The sequence below is a fragment of the Mycolicibacterium arseniciresistens genome, from assembly GCF_030519285.1.
Taxonomy (GTDB): Bacteria; Actinomycetota; Actinomycetes; order Mycobacteriales; family Mycobacteriaceae; genus Mycobacterium; species Mycobacterium arseniciresistens.
On sequence record NZ_JAUMSQ010000028.1, the window covers coordinates 1 to 17,709 of the forward strand.

23 protein-coding genes and 1 tRNA gene are annotated in these 17,709 nt (G+C 70.0%); 7 read left to right on the top strand and 17 right to left on the bottom strand.

Annotated elements, in window-relative coordinates; translation table 11 throughout:
• Positions 1-627: NAD(P)H-dependent flavin oxidoreductase (locus Q2100_RS06700; RefSeq protein WP_302913359.1), on the bottom strand; the 627-nt coding region annotated here is incomplete at its 3' end.
• A gap of 61 nt (positions 628-688) precedes the next feature.
• Positions 689-1,414: an SDR family NAD(P)-dependent oxidoreductase gene (locus Q2100_RS06705; RefSeq protein WP_302913360.1), complete on the bottom strand. Its 726-nt coding sequence runs from the start codon at positions 1,412-1,414 to the stop codon at positions 689-691.
• 123 nt (positions 1,415-1,537) lie between these two features.
• Here Q2100_RS06705 and Q2100_RS06710 point away from each other — a divergent pair, with 123 nt between their 5' ends.
• Positions 1,538-2,449, top strand: a complete 912-nt coding sequence (locus tag Q2100_RS06710) for a LysR family transcriptional regulator (RefSeq protein WP_302913361.1) — start codon at positions 1,538-1,540, stop codon at positions 2,447-2,449.
• Here the strand turns inward: Q2100_RS06710 and Q2100_RS06715 are convergent.
• From Q2100_RS06715 to Q2100_RS06720, 3 genes are read right to left on the bottom strand one after another with little or no spacing between them, the layout of a single operon-like run.
• On the bottom strand, positions 2,446-3,006 hold the full coding sequence (locus Q2100_RS06715) for an MBL fold metallo-hydrolase (RefSeq protein WP_328518112.1): 561 nt from the start codon (positions 3,004-3,006) through the stop codon (positions 2,446-2,448). The two genes, Q2100_RS06710 and Q2100_RS06715, sit on opposite strands and share 4 nt — an antisense overlap.
• A 12-nt stretch (positions 3,007-3,018) precedes the next feature.
• Positions 3,019-3,270 carry an MBL fold metallo-hydrolase gene (locus tag Q2100_RS31760; RefSeq protein WP_328518113.1) on the bottom strand — a complete coding sequence of 84 codons (252 nt, stop codon included), beginning with the start codon at positions 3,268-3,270 and terminating at the stop codon, positions 3,019-3,021.
• Between the two features lie 9 nt (positions 3,271-3,279).
• Entirely contained in the window at positions 3,280-4,125 is an 846-nt protein-coding gene (locus Q2100_RS06720; RefSeq protein ID WP_264010772.1) for an enoyl-CoA hydratase/isomerase family protein, read from the bottom strand.
• 175 nt (positions 4,126-4,300) lie between these two features.
• Between Q2100_RS06720 and Q2100_RS06725 the strand changes: the two genes are divergently transcribed.
• Complete coding sequence (locus Q2100_RS06725) at positions 4,301-4,744, top strand: VOC family protein (RefSeq protein WP_302913362.1); 444 nt, start codon at positions 4,301-4,303, stop codon at positions 4,742-4,744.
• Positions 4,745-4,871: 127 nt separating this feature from the next.
• Positions 4,872-5,552: an SDR family oxidoreductase gene (locus tag Q2100_RS06730; RefSeq protein ID WP_302913363.1), complete on the top strand. Its 681-nt coding sequence runs from the start codon at positions 4,872-4,874 to the stop codon at positions 5,550-5,552.
• Positions 5,553-5,615: 63 nt separating this feature from the next.
• Here Q2100_RS06730 and Q2100_RS06735 read toward each other — a convergent pair whose 3' ends face one another.
• The 3 genes from Q2100_RS06735 to Q2100_RS06745 form a co-directional block, all read right to left on the bottom strand.
• Positions 5,616-6,302: an esterase gene (locus Q2100_RS06735; RefSeq protein ID WP_302913364.1), complete on the bottom strand. Its 687-nt coding sequence runs from the start codon at positions 6,300-6,302 to the stop codon at positions 5,616-5,618.
• Between the two features lies 1 nt (position 6,303).
• Positions 6,304-6,780, bottom strand: a complete 477-nt coding sequence (locus tag Q2100_RS06740) for a hypothetical protein (protein ID WP_302913365.1) — start codon at positions 6,778-6,780, stop codon at positions 6,304-6,306.
• Between the two features lie 110 nt (positions 6,781-6,890).
• Positions 6,891-6,963 (bottom strand) — tRNA-Arg (locus Q2100_RS06745).
• A 102-nt stretch (positions 6,964-7,065) separates the two neighbouring features.
• On the opposite strand from Q2100_RS06745, the gene Q2100_RS06750 reads away from it, so the two are divergent.
• The 3 genes from Q2100_RS06750 to Q2100_RS06760 are packed head-to-tail and all read left to right on the top strand — an operon-like array spanning position 7,066 to position 8,641.
• The gene (locus Q2100_RS06750; RefSeq protein ID WP_302913366.1) at positions 7,066-7,779 is read left to right on the top strand and encodes a hypothetical protein; all 714 of its coding nucleotides are present in this window, start codon (positions 7,066-7,068) and stop codon (positions 7,777-7,779) included.
• Entirely contained in the window at positions 7,776-8,366 is a 591-nt protein-coding gene (locus Q2100_RS06755; protein WP_302913367.1) for a cytochrome c oxidase subunit 3, read from the top strand. The genes Q2100_RS06750 and Q2100_RS06755 overlap by 4 nt, the downstream gene beginning before the upstream one ends.
• Positions 8,363-8,641 (top strand): cytochrome C oxidase subunit IV family protein, encoded by a 279-nt coding sequence (locus Q2100_RS06760; protein WP_269892672.1) that lies wholly within the window; start codon positions 8,363-8,365, stop codon positions 8,639-8,641. Before Q2100_RS06755 ends, Q2100_RS06760 begins: the two co-directional genes overlap by 4 nt.
• On the opposite strand, the gene Q2100_RS06765 is transcribed toward Q2100_RS06760, so the two are convergent.
• Positions 8,638-9,462 carry an LLM class F420-dependent oxidoreductase gene (locus Q2100_RS06765; RefSeq protein WP_264010766.1) on the bottom strand — a complete coding sequence of 275 codons (825 nt, stop codon included), beginning with the start codon at positions 9,460-9,462 and terminating at the stop codon, positions 8,638-8,640. The genes Q2100_RS06760 and Q2100_RS06765 overlap by 4 nt on opposite strands.
• Positions 9,463-9,638: 176 nt before the next feature.
• On the opposite strand from Q2100_RS06765, the gene Q2100_RS06770 reads away from it, so the two are divergent.
• A complete protein-coding gene (locus Q2100_RS06770) occupies positions 9,639-10,739 on the top strand; it encodes a glutamate--cysteine ligase 2 (RefSeq protein WP_302913368.1) in 1,101 nt (366 codons plus the stop codon).
• Here Q2100_RS06770 and Q2100_RS06775 read toward each other — a convergent pair.
• The 8 genes from Q2100_RS06775 to Q2100_RS06810 form a co-directional block, all read right to left on the bottom strand.
• The gene (locus tag Q2100_RS06775) at positions 10,736-11,443 is read right to left on the bottom strand and encodes an anti-sigma factor (RefSeq protein ID WP_302913369.1); all 708 of its coding nucleotides are present in this window, start codon (positions 11,441-11,443) and stop codon (positions 10,736-10,738) included. The genes Q2100_RS06770 and Q2100_RS06775 overlap by 4 nt on opposite strands.
• The gene (locus tag Q2100_RS06780) at positions 11,440-12,021 is read right to left on the bottom strand and encodes a sigma-70 family RNA polymerase sigma factor (protein WP_302913370.1); all 582 of its coding nucleotides are present in this window, start codon (positions 12,019-12,021) and stop codon (positions 11,440-11,442) included. Before Q2100_RS06780 ends, Q2100_RS06775 begins: the two co-directional genes overlap by 4 nt.
• Complete coding sequence (locus Q2100_RS06785) at positions 12,018-12,821, bottom strand: DUF1365 domain-containing protein (protein ID WP_302913371.1); 804 nt, start codon at positions 12,819-12,821, stop codon at positions 12,018-12,020. The genes Q2100_RS06780 and Q2100_RS06785 overlap by 4 nt, the downstream gene beginning before the upstream one ends.
• Positions 12,822-12,885: 64 nt before the next feature.
• Complete coding sequence (locus Q2100_RS06790) at positions 12,886-13,956, bottom strand: poly-gamma-glutamate hydrolase family protein (protein WP_302913372.1); 1,071 nt, start codon at positions 13,954-13,956, stop codon at positions 12,886-12,888.
• A gap of 131 nt (positions 13,957-14,087) precedes the next feature.
• Complete coding sequence (locus Q2100_RS06795) at positions 14,088-15,314, bottom strand: Nramp family divalent metal transporter (protein WP_302913373.1); 1,227 nt, start codon at positions 15,312-15,314, stop codon at positions 14,088-14,090.
• 146 nt (positions 15,315-15,460) lie between these two features.
• Entirely contained in the window at positions 15,461-15,718 is a 258-nt protein-coding gene (locus Q2100_RS06800) for a hypothetical protein (protein ID WP_264010760.1), read from the bottom strand.
• A 42-nt stretch (positions 15,719-15,760) separates the two neighbouring features.
• Entirely contained in the window at positions 15,761-16,831 is a 1,071-nt protein-coding gene (locus tag Q2100_RS06805) for an NAD(P)H-dependent amine dehydrogenase family protein (RefSeq protein WP_302913374.1), read from the bottom strand.
• A 10-nt stretch (positions 16,832-16,841) separates the two neighbouring features.
• Entirely contained in the window at positions 16,842-17,633 is a 792-nt protein-coding gene (locus tag Q2100_RS06810) for an SDR family oxidoreductase (protein WP_269892662.1), read from the bottom strand.
• Positions 17,634-17,709 lie beyond the last annotated feature (76 nt).

Consider the following 17,709-nt stretch of genomic DNA (forward strand, 5'->3'; position numbering starts at 1 on the left):
GATCACCGGGAGGCCCACGGCGCCGCTCACCTGTGCCACCAGCTCGCCGATGGGCAGCGGCGACGGCATCCGATCGGGGGTGAACGTCCCGGAGTGGCCGCCGGCGACGGCGGCCTGGACGGCGAGCATGTCGACCCCGGCCGCCGCGGCCGCCTCGGCTTCCTCGAGCGACGTCACGGTCTGCACCACGGCCGTGCCCGCCTTCTGGAGCGCACGGATCACGTCGCCGCCCGGCAGGCCGAAGGTGAAGCTGACGACGGGCACCGGATCGGAGAGCAGGATGTCTACCTTCGCGCCGAACGCGTCGTCGTCGTCGACCGGGTCGGCGGGCAGCGTCAGCCCGAACCGGTCCGCCTCGCGCTGCACCGCGGCCGCGTAGCGGCGGTAGGCCGCCTCGTCGATCGGCACCGGGTTCGGCGCGAAGACGTTGACGCCGAACGGGACCGACGCCTGCCGCACGGCGGCGATCTCGTTGCCCAGAGCTTCGGGCGTCTTGTAACCCGCGGCCAGCAGTCCGAGGCTGCCGGCCCGCGACGCGGCGATCACCATGGCGGTGGTGGTGGCGCCGCCCGCCATCGGCGCGGCGGTCACCGGCAGGCGCACGCCGAGGTTCGTCAGTGCGTTCATCGGTACTCCTCCGTGGCAGGGGTTGTCGGAACCGCGCGCGTCATCGACAGATAGTCCATCATCAATGCCCGGCGCTCTGGCCACCGTCGACGTGCAGCACCTCGCCGGTGACGAACGGCGCCTGCTCCAGATAGCGGATGGCGTCGACGACGTCGTCGATGTCGCCCAATCTGCCGACCGGATGCAGGCGGGCGAGGTCGGCGTGCGTCTCCGGCGGATGCATCGGCGTGCGGATGATCCCGAGAGCGACGGCGTTGACGCGGATGCCGCGCGCCGCGTACTCGACGGCGAGCGACTTCGTCACCGCGTTGAGCCCGCCCTTGGTCAGCGACGCCAATGCGGAGGGGACCGCCGAGTTGGCGTGGTCGACGAGGCTCGTCGACACGTTGACCAGGTGGCCGCCGTCGCCCTGGTCCCGCATGGCCGCGACGGCGCTGCGCGACACCTCGAAGAAGCCGCGCAGATTCACACCGGTGACGGCGTCGAAGTCCTCGTCGGTGTATTCGGTGAACGGTTTGGCGACGAAGATCCCGGCGTTGTTGACCACGGTGTCGACCCGGCCGAAGCGGTGCAGCGCCGCGTCGACCACGTGGGCGCCCGCGCCCGGGGCGGCGATGTCTGCGGCGACGGTGAGCACTTCGGGGTCGATGTCGACCTCGGTGAATGACCGCGCCGTCGCGACGACGGCGTAGCCGAGCTTGCGGTATGCGGGGACCAGGGCGGCGCCGATGCCGCGCGACGCGCCGGTGATGATGGCGACCTTCGTGTCGTCGTTCTGCTGGGTCATGGGAGTTCCTTCCGTTCGGATGTCGCTCCGTGGAACCGATTCTGGGCGCCCGGGCGTCCGGCTGCATACGACCGGTTTCCTCGTTGCTGGGAGGCGCAGACTCCCACCACTTAGAATCGGCCGGTGGAGCTGCGTCAACTGCGCTACTTCGTCGCCGTCGCCGAGGAGCTGAACTTCGGCCGCGCCGCGCAGCGCCTCCGCATCGCCGGGCCGTCGCTGTCCCAGCAGATCAAGGCCCTCGAACGGGACCTGCACGTCCAGCTGTTCGATCGGGACCGCCGCTCGGTCACGCTGACGGCGACGGGTGCCGAACTGCTGCCCAAGGTGCGCGATCTGCTGGCGCGCGCCGACGAACTCCGGCACGCCGCCGTGCAACTGGCCGACACCGAGCCGGTCCGGCTCGGCTACGTGAGCTGGCGGCCCGCCGATCTCGTCGAACGCACCGCCGCCGTCGCGCAGCTGCACGTCGACACCTGGGTGATGCCGTCGCACGCGCAGGCCGCGCGCGTCGCCGAGCGGGCCATCGACCTCGCGATCTGCTGGGTCGACGAGGACGATCTGGCCGCGCTCGGCCTGCGCGCCGACATCATCGGGGCCGACCGGCTGTACGCGGTGGCTCCCGGCACCGACTCGTCGGAGGTCGACGCCCGCGACATCGTGGTGCTGCTCGACGCGGACGCGGCGAGCTGGTCGTCCTGGAACCGTTACGCCGAGTGCTTCGCCCGCGACTCCGGCGCGAAGGCGGTCCGCATCGACGACGGCGGCATCACCGGGACGGCGTTCTTCGAGCACGTGCGGCGGCTCCGGCGGCCGGTGCTGAACTCGCCCAAGGATCGCACCGGCTCGCTGCCGCCGGATCTGGTGCGCAGGCCGGTGGTGCGCCCGCAGCCGTACTGGCCGTGGTGGCTGGTCTCGCGCAGCGACGAATCACGAGCCGCCGTCAACGCGGTGATCGCGGCGCTGGCCACCGGCGGCCCCGCGACAGGGGGCACAGGCGAATGGTGGGGGACGCGCGGCCGGCCGGCCCCCGTCTAACCCGCCGGACCGTCGAGCAGCGACCAGGACCCGGCGTCCCCGGGCACCAGTCGGTCGGCGATGCCCGCCTCGTCGAACGCCGTCCGCACGTCGGTGATGGTCTCGCTGTAGATCGACCACCCGGCGATGTGGGCGATCACGACACGCGGGACAGCAAGCGCCGCAGCGACATCCGCTGCCCGCGGACCGGTGAGGGTCAGCGGTCGGCCCTGGTTCTTGGTGGGCAGCCGCGACGCCCCGGCGAACAGCACGGCGACGTCGATGTCGCCGAATCGCCGTGCGATCTGGACGACGGGCGCCAGGGAGGCGTTGTCACCGCTGACGTACACCGTCGGCAGTCCGGTCGCCCGCAGGACGAAGCCGGTGACTTCGGCGTTGACGTGCCCGGAGGCGTCCCGCGTCCCGTCCAGCGGGCCGTGCACGGCAGGCACGGCGGTGACGGTGATGACCCCGTCGCCGTCGGCGCGCGCGAGTTCGGTGGTGTCCCATGTCACCAGACCGAGTGCACGCGCTCCGAGGCGGGCGGCGGCGCCGGGCCCGGTCACGATGGTGGGCACGGCGGTGGTGGCTCACTCCCGGCCGGCGATGTCGAGGTTGTCGTTGTGGTCGTCATGGCTGAGCAGCACGGCGTCAACGGGACCGAGGTCGGCGGCGGGCACCGAGGGCGGGGTCAGCTTGGCCATGGCGCCGTAGTCGCGCGGGTCGTCGAAGGTCGGGTCGGTGACGAATCGCGTTAGGCCGTAGTCGATGACGACGGTGGGGCCGCCGACGACACCGACGGCGAAGGTGTGGCGTGCGGCGCCGATGGGGGAGGTGTTCACCGGGTCGCCCTAGTCGTCGTCGCCGAGTCGGCCGACGTGGTGGCCGAGGCGGGTCTCGACGTCACCGGGTTGGTGGAAGCCGCGCTCGAACAGCTTTTGTATCCGGGCCTGCGCTGCGGGACGGCCGAGAGCGGCGACGAAGGCGTCCCACTCGGGGGCGATCTCGTCGTCGGGAGGCAGGCTGTTGATGTTCACCAGGTGCTTGGTCTCGGCGATCGCCTGCTTGTCGAACGACGCGATCCGGGTGGCCAACGCGTCGACGAACGCGTCGAGTTCGGCGTCGGGCATGCAGCGGTTGACGTAGCCGTACAACTGCGCGAGGTCGCCGTCGATGTCGTCGGCGCCCAGCAGCACCTCCAGCGCTCGTCCGCGGCCGATCAGCCGGGGCAACCGCGCCATCGGCCCGCCACCGGGGACCAGCCCGGCGCCCACCTCCCACTGCGACAGGATCGCCTTCTCGCGGCTGGCGAAGCGCATGTCGCTGGCCAGCGCGAGCTCACTGCCCACCCCGGTGGCGCGACCGCGGATGGCGGCGATGGACACCACCGGCGCGCGGCTCAGCCGGGCGAGCATGTCCGGAAGTGCCTGCAGCCCGGTACTTCCCGCGGGGTAGCTGGTCGACTCCTCGAGGTCGGCGAGGAAGTTGTAGTGGGTCAGGAAGAACCCGTCGACGGCACTGTCGAAGACCACCACCTTCACGTCGTCGTCGTCCTCCAGCGCGGTGACGACGGCGTCGAGCTGTGGCAGCGTCTCCGGGCCGAAGATGTTCAGGGGCGGGTTGTCGAACGTCACCCGCCAGTAGGCCGGCGATCGTCTGCTCACGGAGATCTGTTCGGCCTGTGCTGGACCGGTCATGTGTCGCTCCCGTTCGGATGAGTGGTGCAGGGTGAGATTACGACGGCGGACGCCGGCCGGGAATGCGTCGCCAATCATTCGACGTTCATGCCTGCATCCCGGTGACAGAATCACCGGACAGACGTCCGAACCGCGACATCTGCGCCACGGCTCGAACCAGGACAAGGGAGCCGTCATGGACATGAAACTCGAAGTCGTCGTATTACCGGTGTCCGACGTGGACCGGGCGAGAGACTTCTACCAGAAGCTCGGCTGGCGGTTGGACGCGGATTTCCCTGTGACGGAGGGATATCGGGTGGTGCAGGTGACCCCGCCCGGGTCGCCCACGTCGGTCATCTTCGGCACCGGCGTCAGCACGGCGGCGCCGGGTTCCACTCAGGGTCTGTACCTGGTCGTCACCGACGTCGAGGCCGCCCGCGCCGAGCTGGTGGCGCGCGGCGCCAAGGTGAGCGAGGTCTTCCACGACGCCACCGGTGTCTTCAATCAGGCCGGTGGGACCGGGCGGGTGCCGGGTGCGGATCCGGAGCGCCGCAGCTACAGCTCGTTCGCGTCGTTCCAGGACCCGGACGGCAACGGCTGGGTGCTGCAGGAGATCACCGAGCGCCTGCCCGGTCGCTGACCGGCGGCGCCGGTTCCCGCTAGCTGCAATCTTCGGCGGTTCCCGGATGGATCCGGCCGCCGCGCGGCTTGTCACTGACAGCCGTGAACATCCCACAGCCACATGCCAGACCAGATGGAGGCACATCATGAACACCGAGAACATCGTCGCACTGGTGACGGGCGCCAACCGTGGACTCGGCCGGCGGTTCGCCGCCGAGCTCGTCGCCCGCGGCGCGAAGGTCTACGCGGGAGCGCGCAACCCCGACACCGTTGACCTGCCGGGCGTCGTACCCGTGCAGCTCGACATCACCGATCCCGAATCGATCCGCCGTGCCGCGGAATTCGCCACCGACGTGAACCTGTTGGTGAACAACGCCGGTGTGTCCACGCGCGCGTCCGTGCTCGACGGGTCGATCGAGGACATCCGCCTGGAGATGGAGACTCACTACTTCGGCACCCTGCAGGTGATCCGCGCCTTCGCCCCGGTCGTCGAACGCAACGGCGGGGGAGCGATCCTCAACGTGCTGTCGGTGCTGTCCTGGCTGCACCCGCCGACCAGCGGCGCCTATTCCTCCGCGAAGGCCGCCGCGTGGGCGATGACCGACGCGGTGCGAACGGAGCTCGCTCCGAGGGGTATTCACGTCGCCGCACTGCACGTGGGCTACATGGACACCGACATGGTGAGCTACATCCCGGCCGACCAGAAGAGCGACCCGGGTGTGATCGCCAAGCTGGCCCTCGACGGTGTGCTCGCCGGCGACAACGAGATCCTGGGCGACGAGATGACTCGCGGCGCCAAGGCGTCGCTGTCCGCGCCGGCACGCTGACCCTCTCGTTGACTTTGCGCTCAGGGCGTCGATCTGCGAGAGGATCGCGCGCTGAGCGCAAAGTCAACGAAGCGCTCGGGCCAGCCAGGGCGCGAGTTCTGCCCGCGGCACCGAGACCTCGAGTGGCCCCTCCGGATGGCCGAGCAGTCGGCCCTGACCGAAGAAGAAGATCACCGCGTCGTCGGTGAGCGCGAACTCCGAGAAGGTGTCGTCGTCGACGTCGCCCAGCATGTCGGCCAGTACCTCTGGCTGCCAACGCTTCTCCAGTTCGCGCCGCACCGCGGGAAAGGCCACGTCCACCGGTCGTGTGCCCGGGGTGAACAGAGTGTCGAGCGTGATCGGCGCGTGTCTGACGAGGTCGTAGTTGAACGCCCTGTACCAGCTCACCGGGTGCGGGTCGGCATCCTGACTGAGCTGGATCACCACCGCTTCGGTCCCGCCGGCCCGGTAGGTCGTTGGCGTGGCGGTCAGCGTGTAGGACCGGTCGTTACGCGGCGACTGGGCGAACTCGACGAAGTCGTCGCGAAGGGGAACCAGGTAGTCGGTCAATGCCTGCTGATCCGGATAGCCGGCCGGGAAGCCGAGGTCGAGCTGATAGCCGGCGCCGGTGTCGTGGACGTGGCAGGTCTGATCGGGATCCAGTGTCCCGGCGAGCGCGTCGCACGCCGATTGCGCCCCGGCCGTTCCGGTGCCGAACAGTCCAGCCAGCACCGCGGCGATGGCGAGGGTCACGTGCAGCCGTGCCGGCATGTCAGCCGACCTCGTAGGCCAGCCGCGACACCCGGAAGAAGTGACCGCTGCTGGTGTCGGTGCATGTGAGCGCCGACGATTCGCTGTCGCAGGTGATCGCACCAAAAACCATCGTGTCGCCGTATTCCAGCGTGGGCCAGTCGGGAACGCCGGTGCTGATCGACGCGAACGAGCAACGGACGTAACCGGGTTCGCCCTGCACGAGCATGACGTCATTGCCGGAGCCGGTGTTCGACGGGCACGGCTTCCCGGCGGCGTCGTGCGCGACTCCCGGCGGCACTACGTAGTCGACGTCCTCCAGCTGACAGACGACGTACGGGCTCGCGCCGCTGTCTCGGTCGAACACGCAGCGGATGTTTCCCGACGGCGTGGTGAAGTTCGCCCGGCGCTCCTCGGCGTGCGCCGTCGCCGGGATCGCGCTGATCGCCGCCAGTGCGACGGTCGCCGCCGCGATGGCCAAACGGGTCGGGGTCGTCATGTCGATGCGGATCCTCGCACTCTGGCGTCGCCCCAGCGGCTTCGTCGTTGCCGCCATCCGACACCGTTCGCATGGCTACCGATCCCAACAACGATCGATCACCGGATGAGTGCCCCCGGCATGATTCGAACATGCGACACCGGCTTTAGGAGAGCCGTGCTCTATCCCCTGAGCTACGGGGGCGGGGACCGCGTGAGAGTTTACCGCCCCCGCGCCGTCCGTCCGCCACGCGGCAGTTTCGGCAAAATTGTCAAAACATCTCGCATCGGCCGGTAGCCTGCCGACGTGGAGCTGAGGATGCAACGCGTCGGCGCCTGGTCGGGAACAGTGATGATCCTGCTGTACGGCACCTGCTTCTCCGGACTGGCGCGGCTCTTCCCGCCGCTGTCCCCGACGGCGTCGGCCGAGGACGTCGCGCAGTTCTTCGTCGACCACAAGCTGTGGATCCGGTTCGGCGTCGCGGGCGCCCTGCTCACCGCCGTCCTCGCGCTGCCGTTCCTCGCCGCACTGGTGCTGCGCATCCGCCGCGCCGAAGGCGGCTGGGGCATGCTCTCGGTCACCCAGGTGTTCGCCGCGACCATCTTCGTGCCCGCACTGATCTTCCCGCTGATGATGTTGGCGGCGGCCGCATTTCGGCCCGAGGACCGCCCACCCGAGATCACCCGGGCACTCAACGACCTGTTCTGGCTGTGGTTCATCGGCATCGTCGGCACCATCGTCGTGCAGAACATCACGCTGGCGGTGGCGTCCTTCATCGACAGGGCCGACCCGCCGACCTTCCCGCGCTGGTACGGCTACCTCAACCTGTGGGTGGCCACCCTGTCGCTGCCGGGGTGTGTCGTCGTGGTGTTCAACGACGGCCCGCTGGCCTGGAACGGCGTGTTCGCCTTCTACCTGCCCGGCCTGGTGCTGGTGATCTGGATCGTGGCGACCACCGTGGTCATGCTGCGCTCGATCTCGGCCCAGCAGGCCGCCGAATCCCCGGTGCCCGTGCCGTGACCGCCACGGCCGACGCGCCCGCGGACACCGACGCCCGCCGCATTCCCGGCGAGGCAGGCACCTGGGTCTTCCTGTTCGGCGACATGCTGGTGTTCGGCGTCTTCTTCGTCACCTTCATGGTGGCCCGCGGCCGGACGCCCGAGGCCTTCGACGCCGCGCGCGCGACGCTGCACATCGGCGTCGGGCTGCTCAACACGCTGGTGCTGCTCACCAGTTCGCTCTGCGTGGTGGTCGCCCTCGGCGCCGTCCGCACCGGCGCCCGCTCGATCGCCACCTCCGCCGTCACCGCAGCGATCGGCTGCGGCCTCCTGTTCGCCGGCCTGAAGGTCTACGAGTACACCGCGCTGGTCTCCGCGGGCCACGGCGCCGGGGCGGGCGATTTCTACCTCTACTACTTCATCCTCACCGGCCTGCACCTGTTCCACGTCGGCCTCGGCCTGCTCGCGCTGACCTTCGTGTGGACGCAGACGCGCAGGCCCGAGTTGAGCGGCAACCCGATGGCGCTCGTCGAGGGCGGCGCGTGCTTCTGGCATCTGGTCGACCTGCTGTGGATCTTCCTGTTCGCCCTGCTGTACCTGGTGTCATGACGGGTCCATCCGTGCTGCAGCTGGTCCGCAACCGCGCGGGCGTGACGTGGCTGCTGCTGATCGCGGCCACCGTCGTCTCGTGGGCGGTCGGCGCCGAGCACGGCACCGGCTCGGCCGTCGCCGTCGTCGTGCTCGCCATCGCGGCGGTCAAGGTGCGGCTCGTCGGCCTGGACTTCATGGAACTGCGCCGTGCACCGGTGGCGCTGCGAACGGTGTTCGAGGTCTACTGCGTCGCCGTGTGGGCGGTGCTCAGCGGGCTGTACCTCTGGTACTAGCGCAGTTCGGCGATCACCTTCGCGAACGCGTCGGCGTGCGGCGCCTGCACGATGATGTAGGAGACGCCGTAGTCGTCGCGGTAGCCGCGGATCCGGTCGGCCATGTCGCGCGTCGACCCGGCCAGCGTGCCGGGATGGCGTAGCAGCTGCTCATCGGTCAACCCGGGCAGGAAGTGCCGCGGAATCGACAGGTCGGGCATGCCGGAGCCGTCGACCGGCATCGCCGTCACGGCGAGATTGAGTTCCAGCTCGGCGAACCGGTCACCGGCGGCGGCCCGGACGAACGCGATCCGCTCGGCGAGCGGGTCCTCGTCGCCGGACGCCGGGCGGTCACCACCGGTCAGCCCGATGATGTCGGCCCTGCGGGCAGCCAGGGTGAGCACCCGGTCGCCGTTGCCGGCGATGAGGATCGGCACGCTCGGCAGGTGTTCGCGCAGATATCCGGTGACGTGCGCCAGGTGGTCGACGCGTTCGCCCGCGCTCGGGTACGGCAGCTCGGCGGCCTCGAACTCCTCCCGCACATACCCGGTGCCCAGGCCGGCCTCGAACCGCCCGCCGCTGAGGTCGTGCAGCGCCGCCACGTCGCGGGCCAGCAGCGCGGGCCGGTAGAAGCCGGCGTTGAGCACGAACGTCCCCAGCCGCAGCGTTCGGGTGGCCGCCGCGGCCGCCATCAGCGCAGGGAACGGAGCAGGGGCGCCCAGATGGTCGGGCACGTGCAGTACGTCGAAGCCGAGCTCCTCGGCTCGCCGCGCGGTGTCCTGCACTTTCGTCAGTGAACGGGCGGCGTGCAGACCGAGTCCGAACCGAAGATCCCGCGGCATCAGTCGATCGTAGGAGGTCGCCCGATTTCGATGTTTGACCCTCGCGGGAAGTGGGCACAAATGATCCGCACGGTTCGCCTCACCGCGTGCGGACCCCTACGAACCACCACCAGATCCGGCCCGTTGTGAGTACCCCGGCGGGCCGGATCAATATTTCGAGAGAGTCTGCAGGCCCGATGTCCAGCCATCCCACCGTGGGCGTCGAGGAGGAGTTCCTCCTCATCGACCCGGACTCGGGCGAACCGGTGCCGCACAACCGCCGCGTCGCCGAACTCGCCGCCGCCGACGGCGTCGACCTCCAGCTCGAGCTGACCTCCTGCCAGGTCGAGACAGCGACCGACGTGGCGGGCAGCACCGCTGAACTGCACGAGCAGCTGACCCGGCTACGGCGGATCACCGGACGCGCCGCCGACGCCGCGGGCGCCCGGCTGCTCGCCGTCGGACTGCCGCCCACCGTGCCGCACCACTTCCCGATCACCGACTCGCCGCGCTACCGCAGGATCGCCGACACCTTCGGGATGATCGCCCACGAACAGGGCATCTGCGGCTGCCACGTGCACGTCGCGGTGCCCACGCGCGAGGCGGCGGTCCGGGTGAGCAACCGGCTGCGGCCGTGGCTGCCGCTGCTGCTCGCCCTGACCGCCAACTCGGCGATCTACCGCAACGCCGACAGCGGGCACGCGAGCTGGCGACAGGTGCTGTGGTCGCGGTGGCCCAGCGCCGGCCCGCCCCCACACTTCGAGTCGGTCGACGAGTACGACGCGGTGGTGCAGATGATGCAGAACGCCGGCGCGATGCTCGACGACGGCATGGTCTATTGGGACGTCCGGCCGTCGGCGAACTTCCCGACCGTCGAGGTGCGGGTGTCCGACGTGCCCGCCACCGTCGCCGAGACGGTCCTGCTGGCCGCGCTGACCCGCGGTGCGGTGATGACGGCACTCGACGACGAGCGCAGCGGCTCCGGCCTGCCCCGCATCTCCCCGCACGCCCTGGCCGCGGCGTACTGGAAGTCGGCGCGCGACGGCCTCGACGGGCAGGCCGTCGACCTGTTCGACGCCCACTCACCGGCGCCCGCCGTCGACCTGCTGCGGGCCTTCGTCGACCGGATCACGCCCGCACTGCGTGCCGTCGGCGACGAGGAGCTGGTGCGGGCCGAACTCGACCGCATCGCCGAGCAGGGCAACGGCGCCATGCGCCAGCGGGCCGCGTGGCAGCGGCGCCACGAGGTGGCCGACGTCATCGACGAGGCGGCGACGGCGACGCTGTCGGGCTGTTAGACCAGCGGCAGTTCGGCGAACACGGGTGTGGTCGGCGCCTGTGAGCCCGAGCCCGGTTCGACCGTGAAGGCCAGCGCGTTCGAGTCCCCGAGATCGGGCAGCACCGCGGTGGTGGACGGGGCCACGGCCTTGGCGTCCATGGTGCCCGCCGACTCCGCGCCCTCCGACCCGACCAGCCACATCTGGTACACCGTGCCCTGTTCGGGCGGCGCGACGTTGTTCATCACCAGCACGCCGGCATTGCGGTCCCGCGAGAACACCAGCGTCGCCGTGCCGCCGGTCGGGATCGGACCCGACACCGTGCGCACGTCCGGGGCGGCGAACACCTGCTCGGCGGTGGACGGCGTGGGCGCGGGCCGCAGTGCGTAGCCCACCCCGAGCGCGCCGAGTCCGACCACGAGCACCGCGGCCGCGGCGAGCACCGCCTTCTGCCACCGCCTCGGCCGCAGTTGGCGTACCGGGTCGTCGGCGACGACGCCGAGCACGCGGTCGCGCAGCTGATCCGGCGGGTCGACCGCCGTGCCTGCCGAGAGGATCGCCATGGTCTCCCGCACGGCGCGCACCTCGTCGTCGAAGGCGCGCACCACCTCTGCCGGGGCGTCGGCAAGGCGCCGCTCGATTTCGTCGAGGTCGGACTCGGGAATCGCGTGCAGCGCATACGGAGTCGCGAGCTCGATCAGGTCGTCTTCCACCGGCCCGGTCATGCGACCCCCAGGCAGCGACGCAGTCCGCGGATCGCATCACGCATCCGTGACTTGATGGTGGCCAGATTCGCCGACAGCCGCTCGGAGACCTGGACGTAGGTCATCCCGTCGTAGTAGGCCAGCTGGATCGCCTCACGCTGCACCTCGGTGAGCGAGTCCAGGCAGGCGGTCACCCGGCGGCGCTCGTCATGGTTGATCGCGGCCTCGGCGACGTGGTCGACGGGCGGCTCGACGGTTGCCGCGCCGTAGCGCGATTCGCGCACGGAGCCCGCCTGCTCGGAGCGCACCCGGTCGACGGCGCGGCGGTGCGCGAGGGTGAGCAGCCACGCCAGGGGAGAGCCGGCGGTCGGGTCGTAGTTACCGGCCGACCGCCAGACCTGCAGGTAGACGTCCTGCGTGGTCTCTTCGCTGTAACCGGGGTCGCGCAGCACTCGGGTGACCATGCCGAACACGCGGGAGCGGGTCTGGTCGTAGAACGTGGCGAACGCGTCGGCGTCCCGCTGTGCGACCCGACGCAGCAAATCGTCGAGGTCGGTGGTCACGAGCGGTAGCCTAACCGGACACAGCAGCAACGTCATAATAATTGCGATCTGGACTCGCGTGCGATCAGAGGCGTTGCGGGCGAATCGGTTTCATGCGTCACCGGGCATCCTTCGGCATGTCGCGGCACCACCGGCACCCGCCGCAGCCACAGCAGGGCGCCCTGCACCTTCATGCTCCAGCGGCCCATCAGTGGCGCCGCGGGCGCCGTCAGCTGCATCCACAGCACCTGGGCCGAGCCCGCGGATCGCCGCGTGCCGCGCAGGGTGGCCACGAATGCCGGGTGCTGGTCACGGTGCAGGGAGATCGACACGTCGAGGGCCTCGGCCGGCCGCGGTGCGCGCACCAGGTAGTAGCCGTCGACCCCGTTGAAGGCCGAGGCGTAGATCCGCTTGCGCACCATGACGGGCTGCTCGCCCGACGGCGGCAGTAGGTATGCGTGCCGCTCACCGTGGGTGTTGTGCACCTCGGCGATGACGTGACGCAGGGTGCCGTCGGCGTCGTGGCACCAGTACAGCGACAGCGGGTTGTACACGTAGCCGAGCACACGGGCCTGCAGCAGCGCGGTGATGCGGCCGCCGCGCAGATCGATGTCGCGCTCGGCCAGGAACCGGTCGATGCGGTGCCGCAGCGACTCGTTGGGGCCGCCGGTGAAATGGTCCTCGGCCTCGAACCGGGCGAACGGCCGCAGCCAGCGCGGCAGCCGCGGCAGGTCGTCGACGTCGACGTACCAGGAGTAACCACTGTTCTCGAAGTAGTGGTGCACCGGTGAACGGCGCAGATGCGTCACCCGGGTCCGGTACAGCGCAGGGGCCTGCGCGATGCATGAACTTTCCACACCCGGTATTCGGAGTCGCTGCGCGCACGGATGGCCGCGGGCGGTGATGTGATCCCCGTCGCCGCTACGGCGCGGGTGGCTGCCAGCTCCGTGCGGCCGCGACCAGCCCCTGCACCAGGGCCGACGTCGCCGGAGACAGGCCGTCGTCGCCGGGCAGCGGGCTGCGCGGGCTCAGCCCCCGCACCCGCGGTGTCAGTTCGAGCTGGGCACCGCCCGCGCGCACCCTGTTGACCGGATTGTCCGGGTGCAGCCCCCGCAGCTCCCGCGGGATCGCGTCGAGATCGGTGACGACCTGATAGCCGGGCACCTCGACGTGCTCGGCCAGATGGTCGGCCAGCGCGCGGTTGCGCCCGCCGGCCAGCAACTGCGTGCTGCGGCCGATGCGGCCGTATCCGTGCAGCGACACCGCGACCTCGACGTGGTCGAGGAACTCGGCGAGGCGCGGGGACTGTGCGGCAAGGTAGCGCGCGGACGGCAGGTGGTGCGGGTAGTGGTCGGGGTGGCGCACCACGTACACCGACGCGCCCGCGGCGTCGGCGGCGCGCTCGGCGATGACGTCGGTCATCTGCTCGAGACCGCCGCCGTGGATGGCGAGAAACCCGAAGCGCGACCGCAACGTGCTGTCCTCGACGACGGCGCTATCGGCCAGCAGCTCGGAAAGCGACTGCGGGCCTTCGCCGCTCGCGGTACTCGAGCGGTTCGGCCAGTGCGCCGGATCCCACCGCCGGAGGAATTCGACCCAGCGCTGCGGCAGACCGTGATGCTCGGCGCCGTCGATGATGCGCTCGAGATAGCCGGGCCGCGGCGGGCCCGGTTCGACCCGGTGGTCGATGTACACCCACGCGTCGGCCGGCCCGTCGTCGGTGTGCACCGTCATCCGGTCGCGGCGGTAGCGCACCGGGACGCCCTCGGCACTGTCGAGCGTGGCCAGGTCGTGGTCGGTGAGCCGCCACAGCACACCGTGCACCTGTGAGCCGTCGAACGGTTCGACCGTGGCCACGCCGCGTTCGTTGATCAGCCAGTCGTGGTCGGCCAGTGTCGCCGGCCGCGGGTCGACGGCGCCCGGGCATCGCTGCGCCATCTGCCGCACGCACAGGTTGGACCCGTACGCGAAGTAGGTGTGAGCGGGACGCATCAGCCTCTGACGGTGGTGTGGATGAGCACTGATTCACGATTTTACCGCGAGGAACGCCGACCGCCGTCCGAGGTGGGACGCCCGTCGATGCCCGCAAATGTGCACTACCAGCTCGCCAGGAAGCCCTGAGGTCAGCCTCGGACGGTCAGGTAGATCAGCACCACGTTGAGCACGCTGATCAGCACGGCGACCAGCCACCCGAGCGCGGTGGTCACCCGGTGGTTGGCGTCGTCGCCCATCAGCGTCCGGTCCGCGGTGAGGCGAATCAACGGGATCAGCGCGAACGGGATGCCGAACGACAGCACGACCTGCGACACCACCAGGGCGCGGCTGGGGTCGATGCCGATCGCCAGGATGGCGAGCGCCGGGACCAGGGTGACCAGGCGGCGCAGCAGCAGGGGATAGGAGCGGCGCAGCAGGCCCTGCATGATCATGGCGCCCGCGTAGGCGCCGACCGACGACGATGCCAGCCCGGAGGCGAGCAGGCCGACCGCGAAGAACAGCGCGACCGTCTGGCCGAGCGAGTTCTGCACGGCGGCATAGGCGCCCTCGATCGAGTCGGTGTTCTCCATGCCCTGCAGGTTGGTGGCCGCGACCAGCAGCATGGCGAGGTTGACCGCGCCCGCGACGAGCATCGCCAGCGCGACGTCCACACGGGTGATGCGCAGCATCCGGCGGCGCGGCGCGCCGGCGTCCGGGCGGCCGTGCCGGTCGCGGGCCAGACCGGAGTGCAGGTAGACCGCGTGCGGCATCACCGTGGCGCCCAGCATCGCGGTGGCCAGCAGCACGCTCTCCGCGCCGTCGAACCGTGGAATCAGGCCGCCCACAACGTCACTCGCCGCGGGTGCCTCGACGAAAAGGCTGGTGAGGAATCCGATCGCGATGACGAGCAACAGACCGCTGATGACCCGTTCGAAAACCTGCTGACTGCGGCGGTTCTGCACCGCCAGCAGCAGCAGTGACACCACACCGGTGATCACGCCGCCCACCAGCAGCGGCAGGTCGAACAACAGGTACAGGGCGATCGCACCGCCGACCACCTCGGCGAGATCGGTGGCCATCGCGACGAGTTCGGCCTGCAGCCAGTACGCGATTCGGGTCGGGGTGCGGGTGTTGTCCGCGACCGCCTCGGGCAGCGTCCGGCCGGTGACGAGTCCGAGCTTCGCGGACAGGTACTGCACAAGGCCCGCCATCACGTTGGCGAGCAGGATCACCCAGACCAGCAGGAAGCCGTACTGCGCGCCCGCGCTGACGTTGGCGGCGACGTTGCCGGGGTCGACGTAGGCGATCGCGGCCACGAAGGCCGGGCCGAGCAGCAGGAATCCCGGCTTCAGCGGCGTGGCGGTGTCTCGCAGCACCCACGAACCCCTTCTCTATCCGGCAATGCGAATAGAAAAGTTAGGTTAACCGAAACCTGGCCGTCAAGCCAGGGCACCCGCATCGCTTCGACGCCGATACCCCGACCGCCGGCGTTCAAGCCGCCGGTCGGCCATGGTTCGTGCTGCTACCAACCGCCGATCATCATCGCCGGGCCGTAGTACTCGTCGGACCACGGGTAGGCGTAGACGGGCGGCGTCGCGTTGAGCTGTGCGTTGCCCGGTGACTCGCACAGGGTCGACGAGCCGCCCAGAGCCGCTGAGCCACCGGTGTTGACGCACTGCGGAAGGCCGGGCGCGGCACCCGCGGCCGGTGCAGCCAGGATGGCCACGGCGGCACCGCCTGCGGCGAGCAGCGGTGTGAGATAGCGGAGGGTGGTCCTCATGTGCGCGCTCTTTCTTTTTCGGTGATCCCCGAGTGGGTTCCGTCAGCGTACAGCGGTTTTCCAGGTACTGAGGGGCAAGTCGAGCGTCGTCCTGATGCCGGGCGCGGCGGCGACGACGTCGGGTATCGCGTTCACGATCCGGGCGGCGGTGGCGACCAGACCGGCGTGATTGTGGTCGCCGTTCGGGCTGCTCAAACAGAGGTCGAGCGCGTACGTCGGCTCGCCGGTGATCTCGATGCGGTACGACCCACCCTCCTGTGCCGGCTGTGGCCATTCGGGGCAGAGGTCGTCGCGCAGCCGGGTGACGTGCTCGAGCACGACGGCCACCTCACCGTTCTTGATGCCCCGCACCTCGAACCGCAACGCCGCGGCGGTGCCCTTCGCGATGTGGCCGGAGGCGATGTCGAAATCATCCGGCGCGGGCACGCGCTCATAGGTCTCGTTGACCTCGTCGAGTTCGATGCCGAGACCCGCAGCGAGCTGCCGGACGACCGACCCCCACGCCAGGCTGAGCACCCCGGGCTGCAGCAGCATCGGCAGGTCGTCGAGCGCCTTCCCGAAGCCCATCACATCGAACATCACCGTGGCGCTGTCGTAGGTGTCGTAGTTGATGATCTCCATGCAGCGCACCTGCTCGATGCTCTGGCAGGTGCCGGCCAGCGCAAGGGGGAGCAGATCGTTGGCGAATCCGGGATCGATGCCGTTGACGAACAGGCTCGAGCCGCCCTCGCGGGTGGCCGTCTCGATCGGGTCGACGAGTTCGGGCGGCAGCACCTGCCACGGGTATTGGAGGAACACCGGGCCGCTGCCGACGACGTTCACGCCGGCGGACAGGATGCGCCGGTAGTCCTCGAGCGCCTCGGGAAGCCGGTTGTCGGCCATCGCCGTGTAGACCGCGCAATCCGGCTTGGCGGCGAGGATCTCGTCGAGGTCGTTCGTGGTGAGCACCCCGGTGGCGTCGGCCAGCCCGACCAGTTCGGCGGCGTCCTTGCCCGCCTTGGCCTCCGACGACACCCACACGCCGACCAGCTCGAACCGCGGGTCGGTGATCAGTTGGGTGAGCGCATGGCCGCCGACGTTGCCGGTGCCGATCTGCGCGACTCTGATGGTCATGGATGTGTCCTCACAGATCGGGGATGGGCAGGTCGAGATTCGGGAAGGTGAGGCCGCCGTCGACCTCGAGCGTCGTGCCGGTCAGGTAGCTGCCCGCCGGCGACGCGAGATACACCGCGGCCGCGGCGATGTCCTGCGGATCGCCGAGTCTGCGCATCGGGGTGGCCTTCTCCATCGGCTGACGCAGGTCGTCGTTCGAGGCGACGATGTCGAGTGCGGAGGTGAGTATCGAACCGGGCGCGATCGCGTTCACGCGGATGCGCGGACACAGGTCCAGAGCGCTCAGGCGGGTGTAGTGCGCGAGTGCAGCTTTGGCGGTGCCGTACGCGGCGAAGCCACGGCCGGCCAGCCGGCTCATCGTCGAGGTGATGTTGATGATGCTGCCGCCGCCGGAGTGCTCGAGCATCAGCGGGGCGGCGGCCGTGGTGAGGGCGTGGGCGGTGGCGACGTTGAAGGTGAACGCGTCACGCAGGTCCTTGGTGGAGGTGCTCAGCAGCGCGTTGGGCATGGTGCCGCCGACGTTGTTGACGACGATGTCTAGTTTGCCGAAGGCCTCGACCGCCGCCTGTGCGAGTTCGGCCGTGGACTCGGGGCGGGCGAGGTCGGCGACGACGACGTGGGCGCGTCGGCCGGTCGCGGCGATCTGCTCCGCCACCTCCTCGAGTTGAGACTGCGTGCGGGCCGCGATCACCACGTCCGCACCGGCTTCCGCGAATGCCACCGCCATCGCGGCCCCCAGCCCGCGACCGGCTCCGGTCACCACCGCCACCTGGTCGTCGAGCCGGAATCTGTCAAGGATCACGTCGTCTCCACTTCTGTCGCCGGGCGACACCGTAACAAGGCCGCGGACGCTTGGTGGGCGATTTCTGGAACACGTT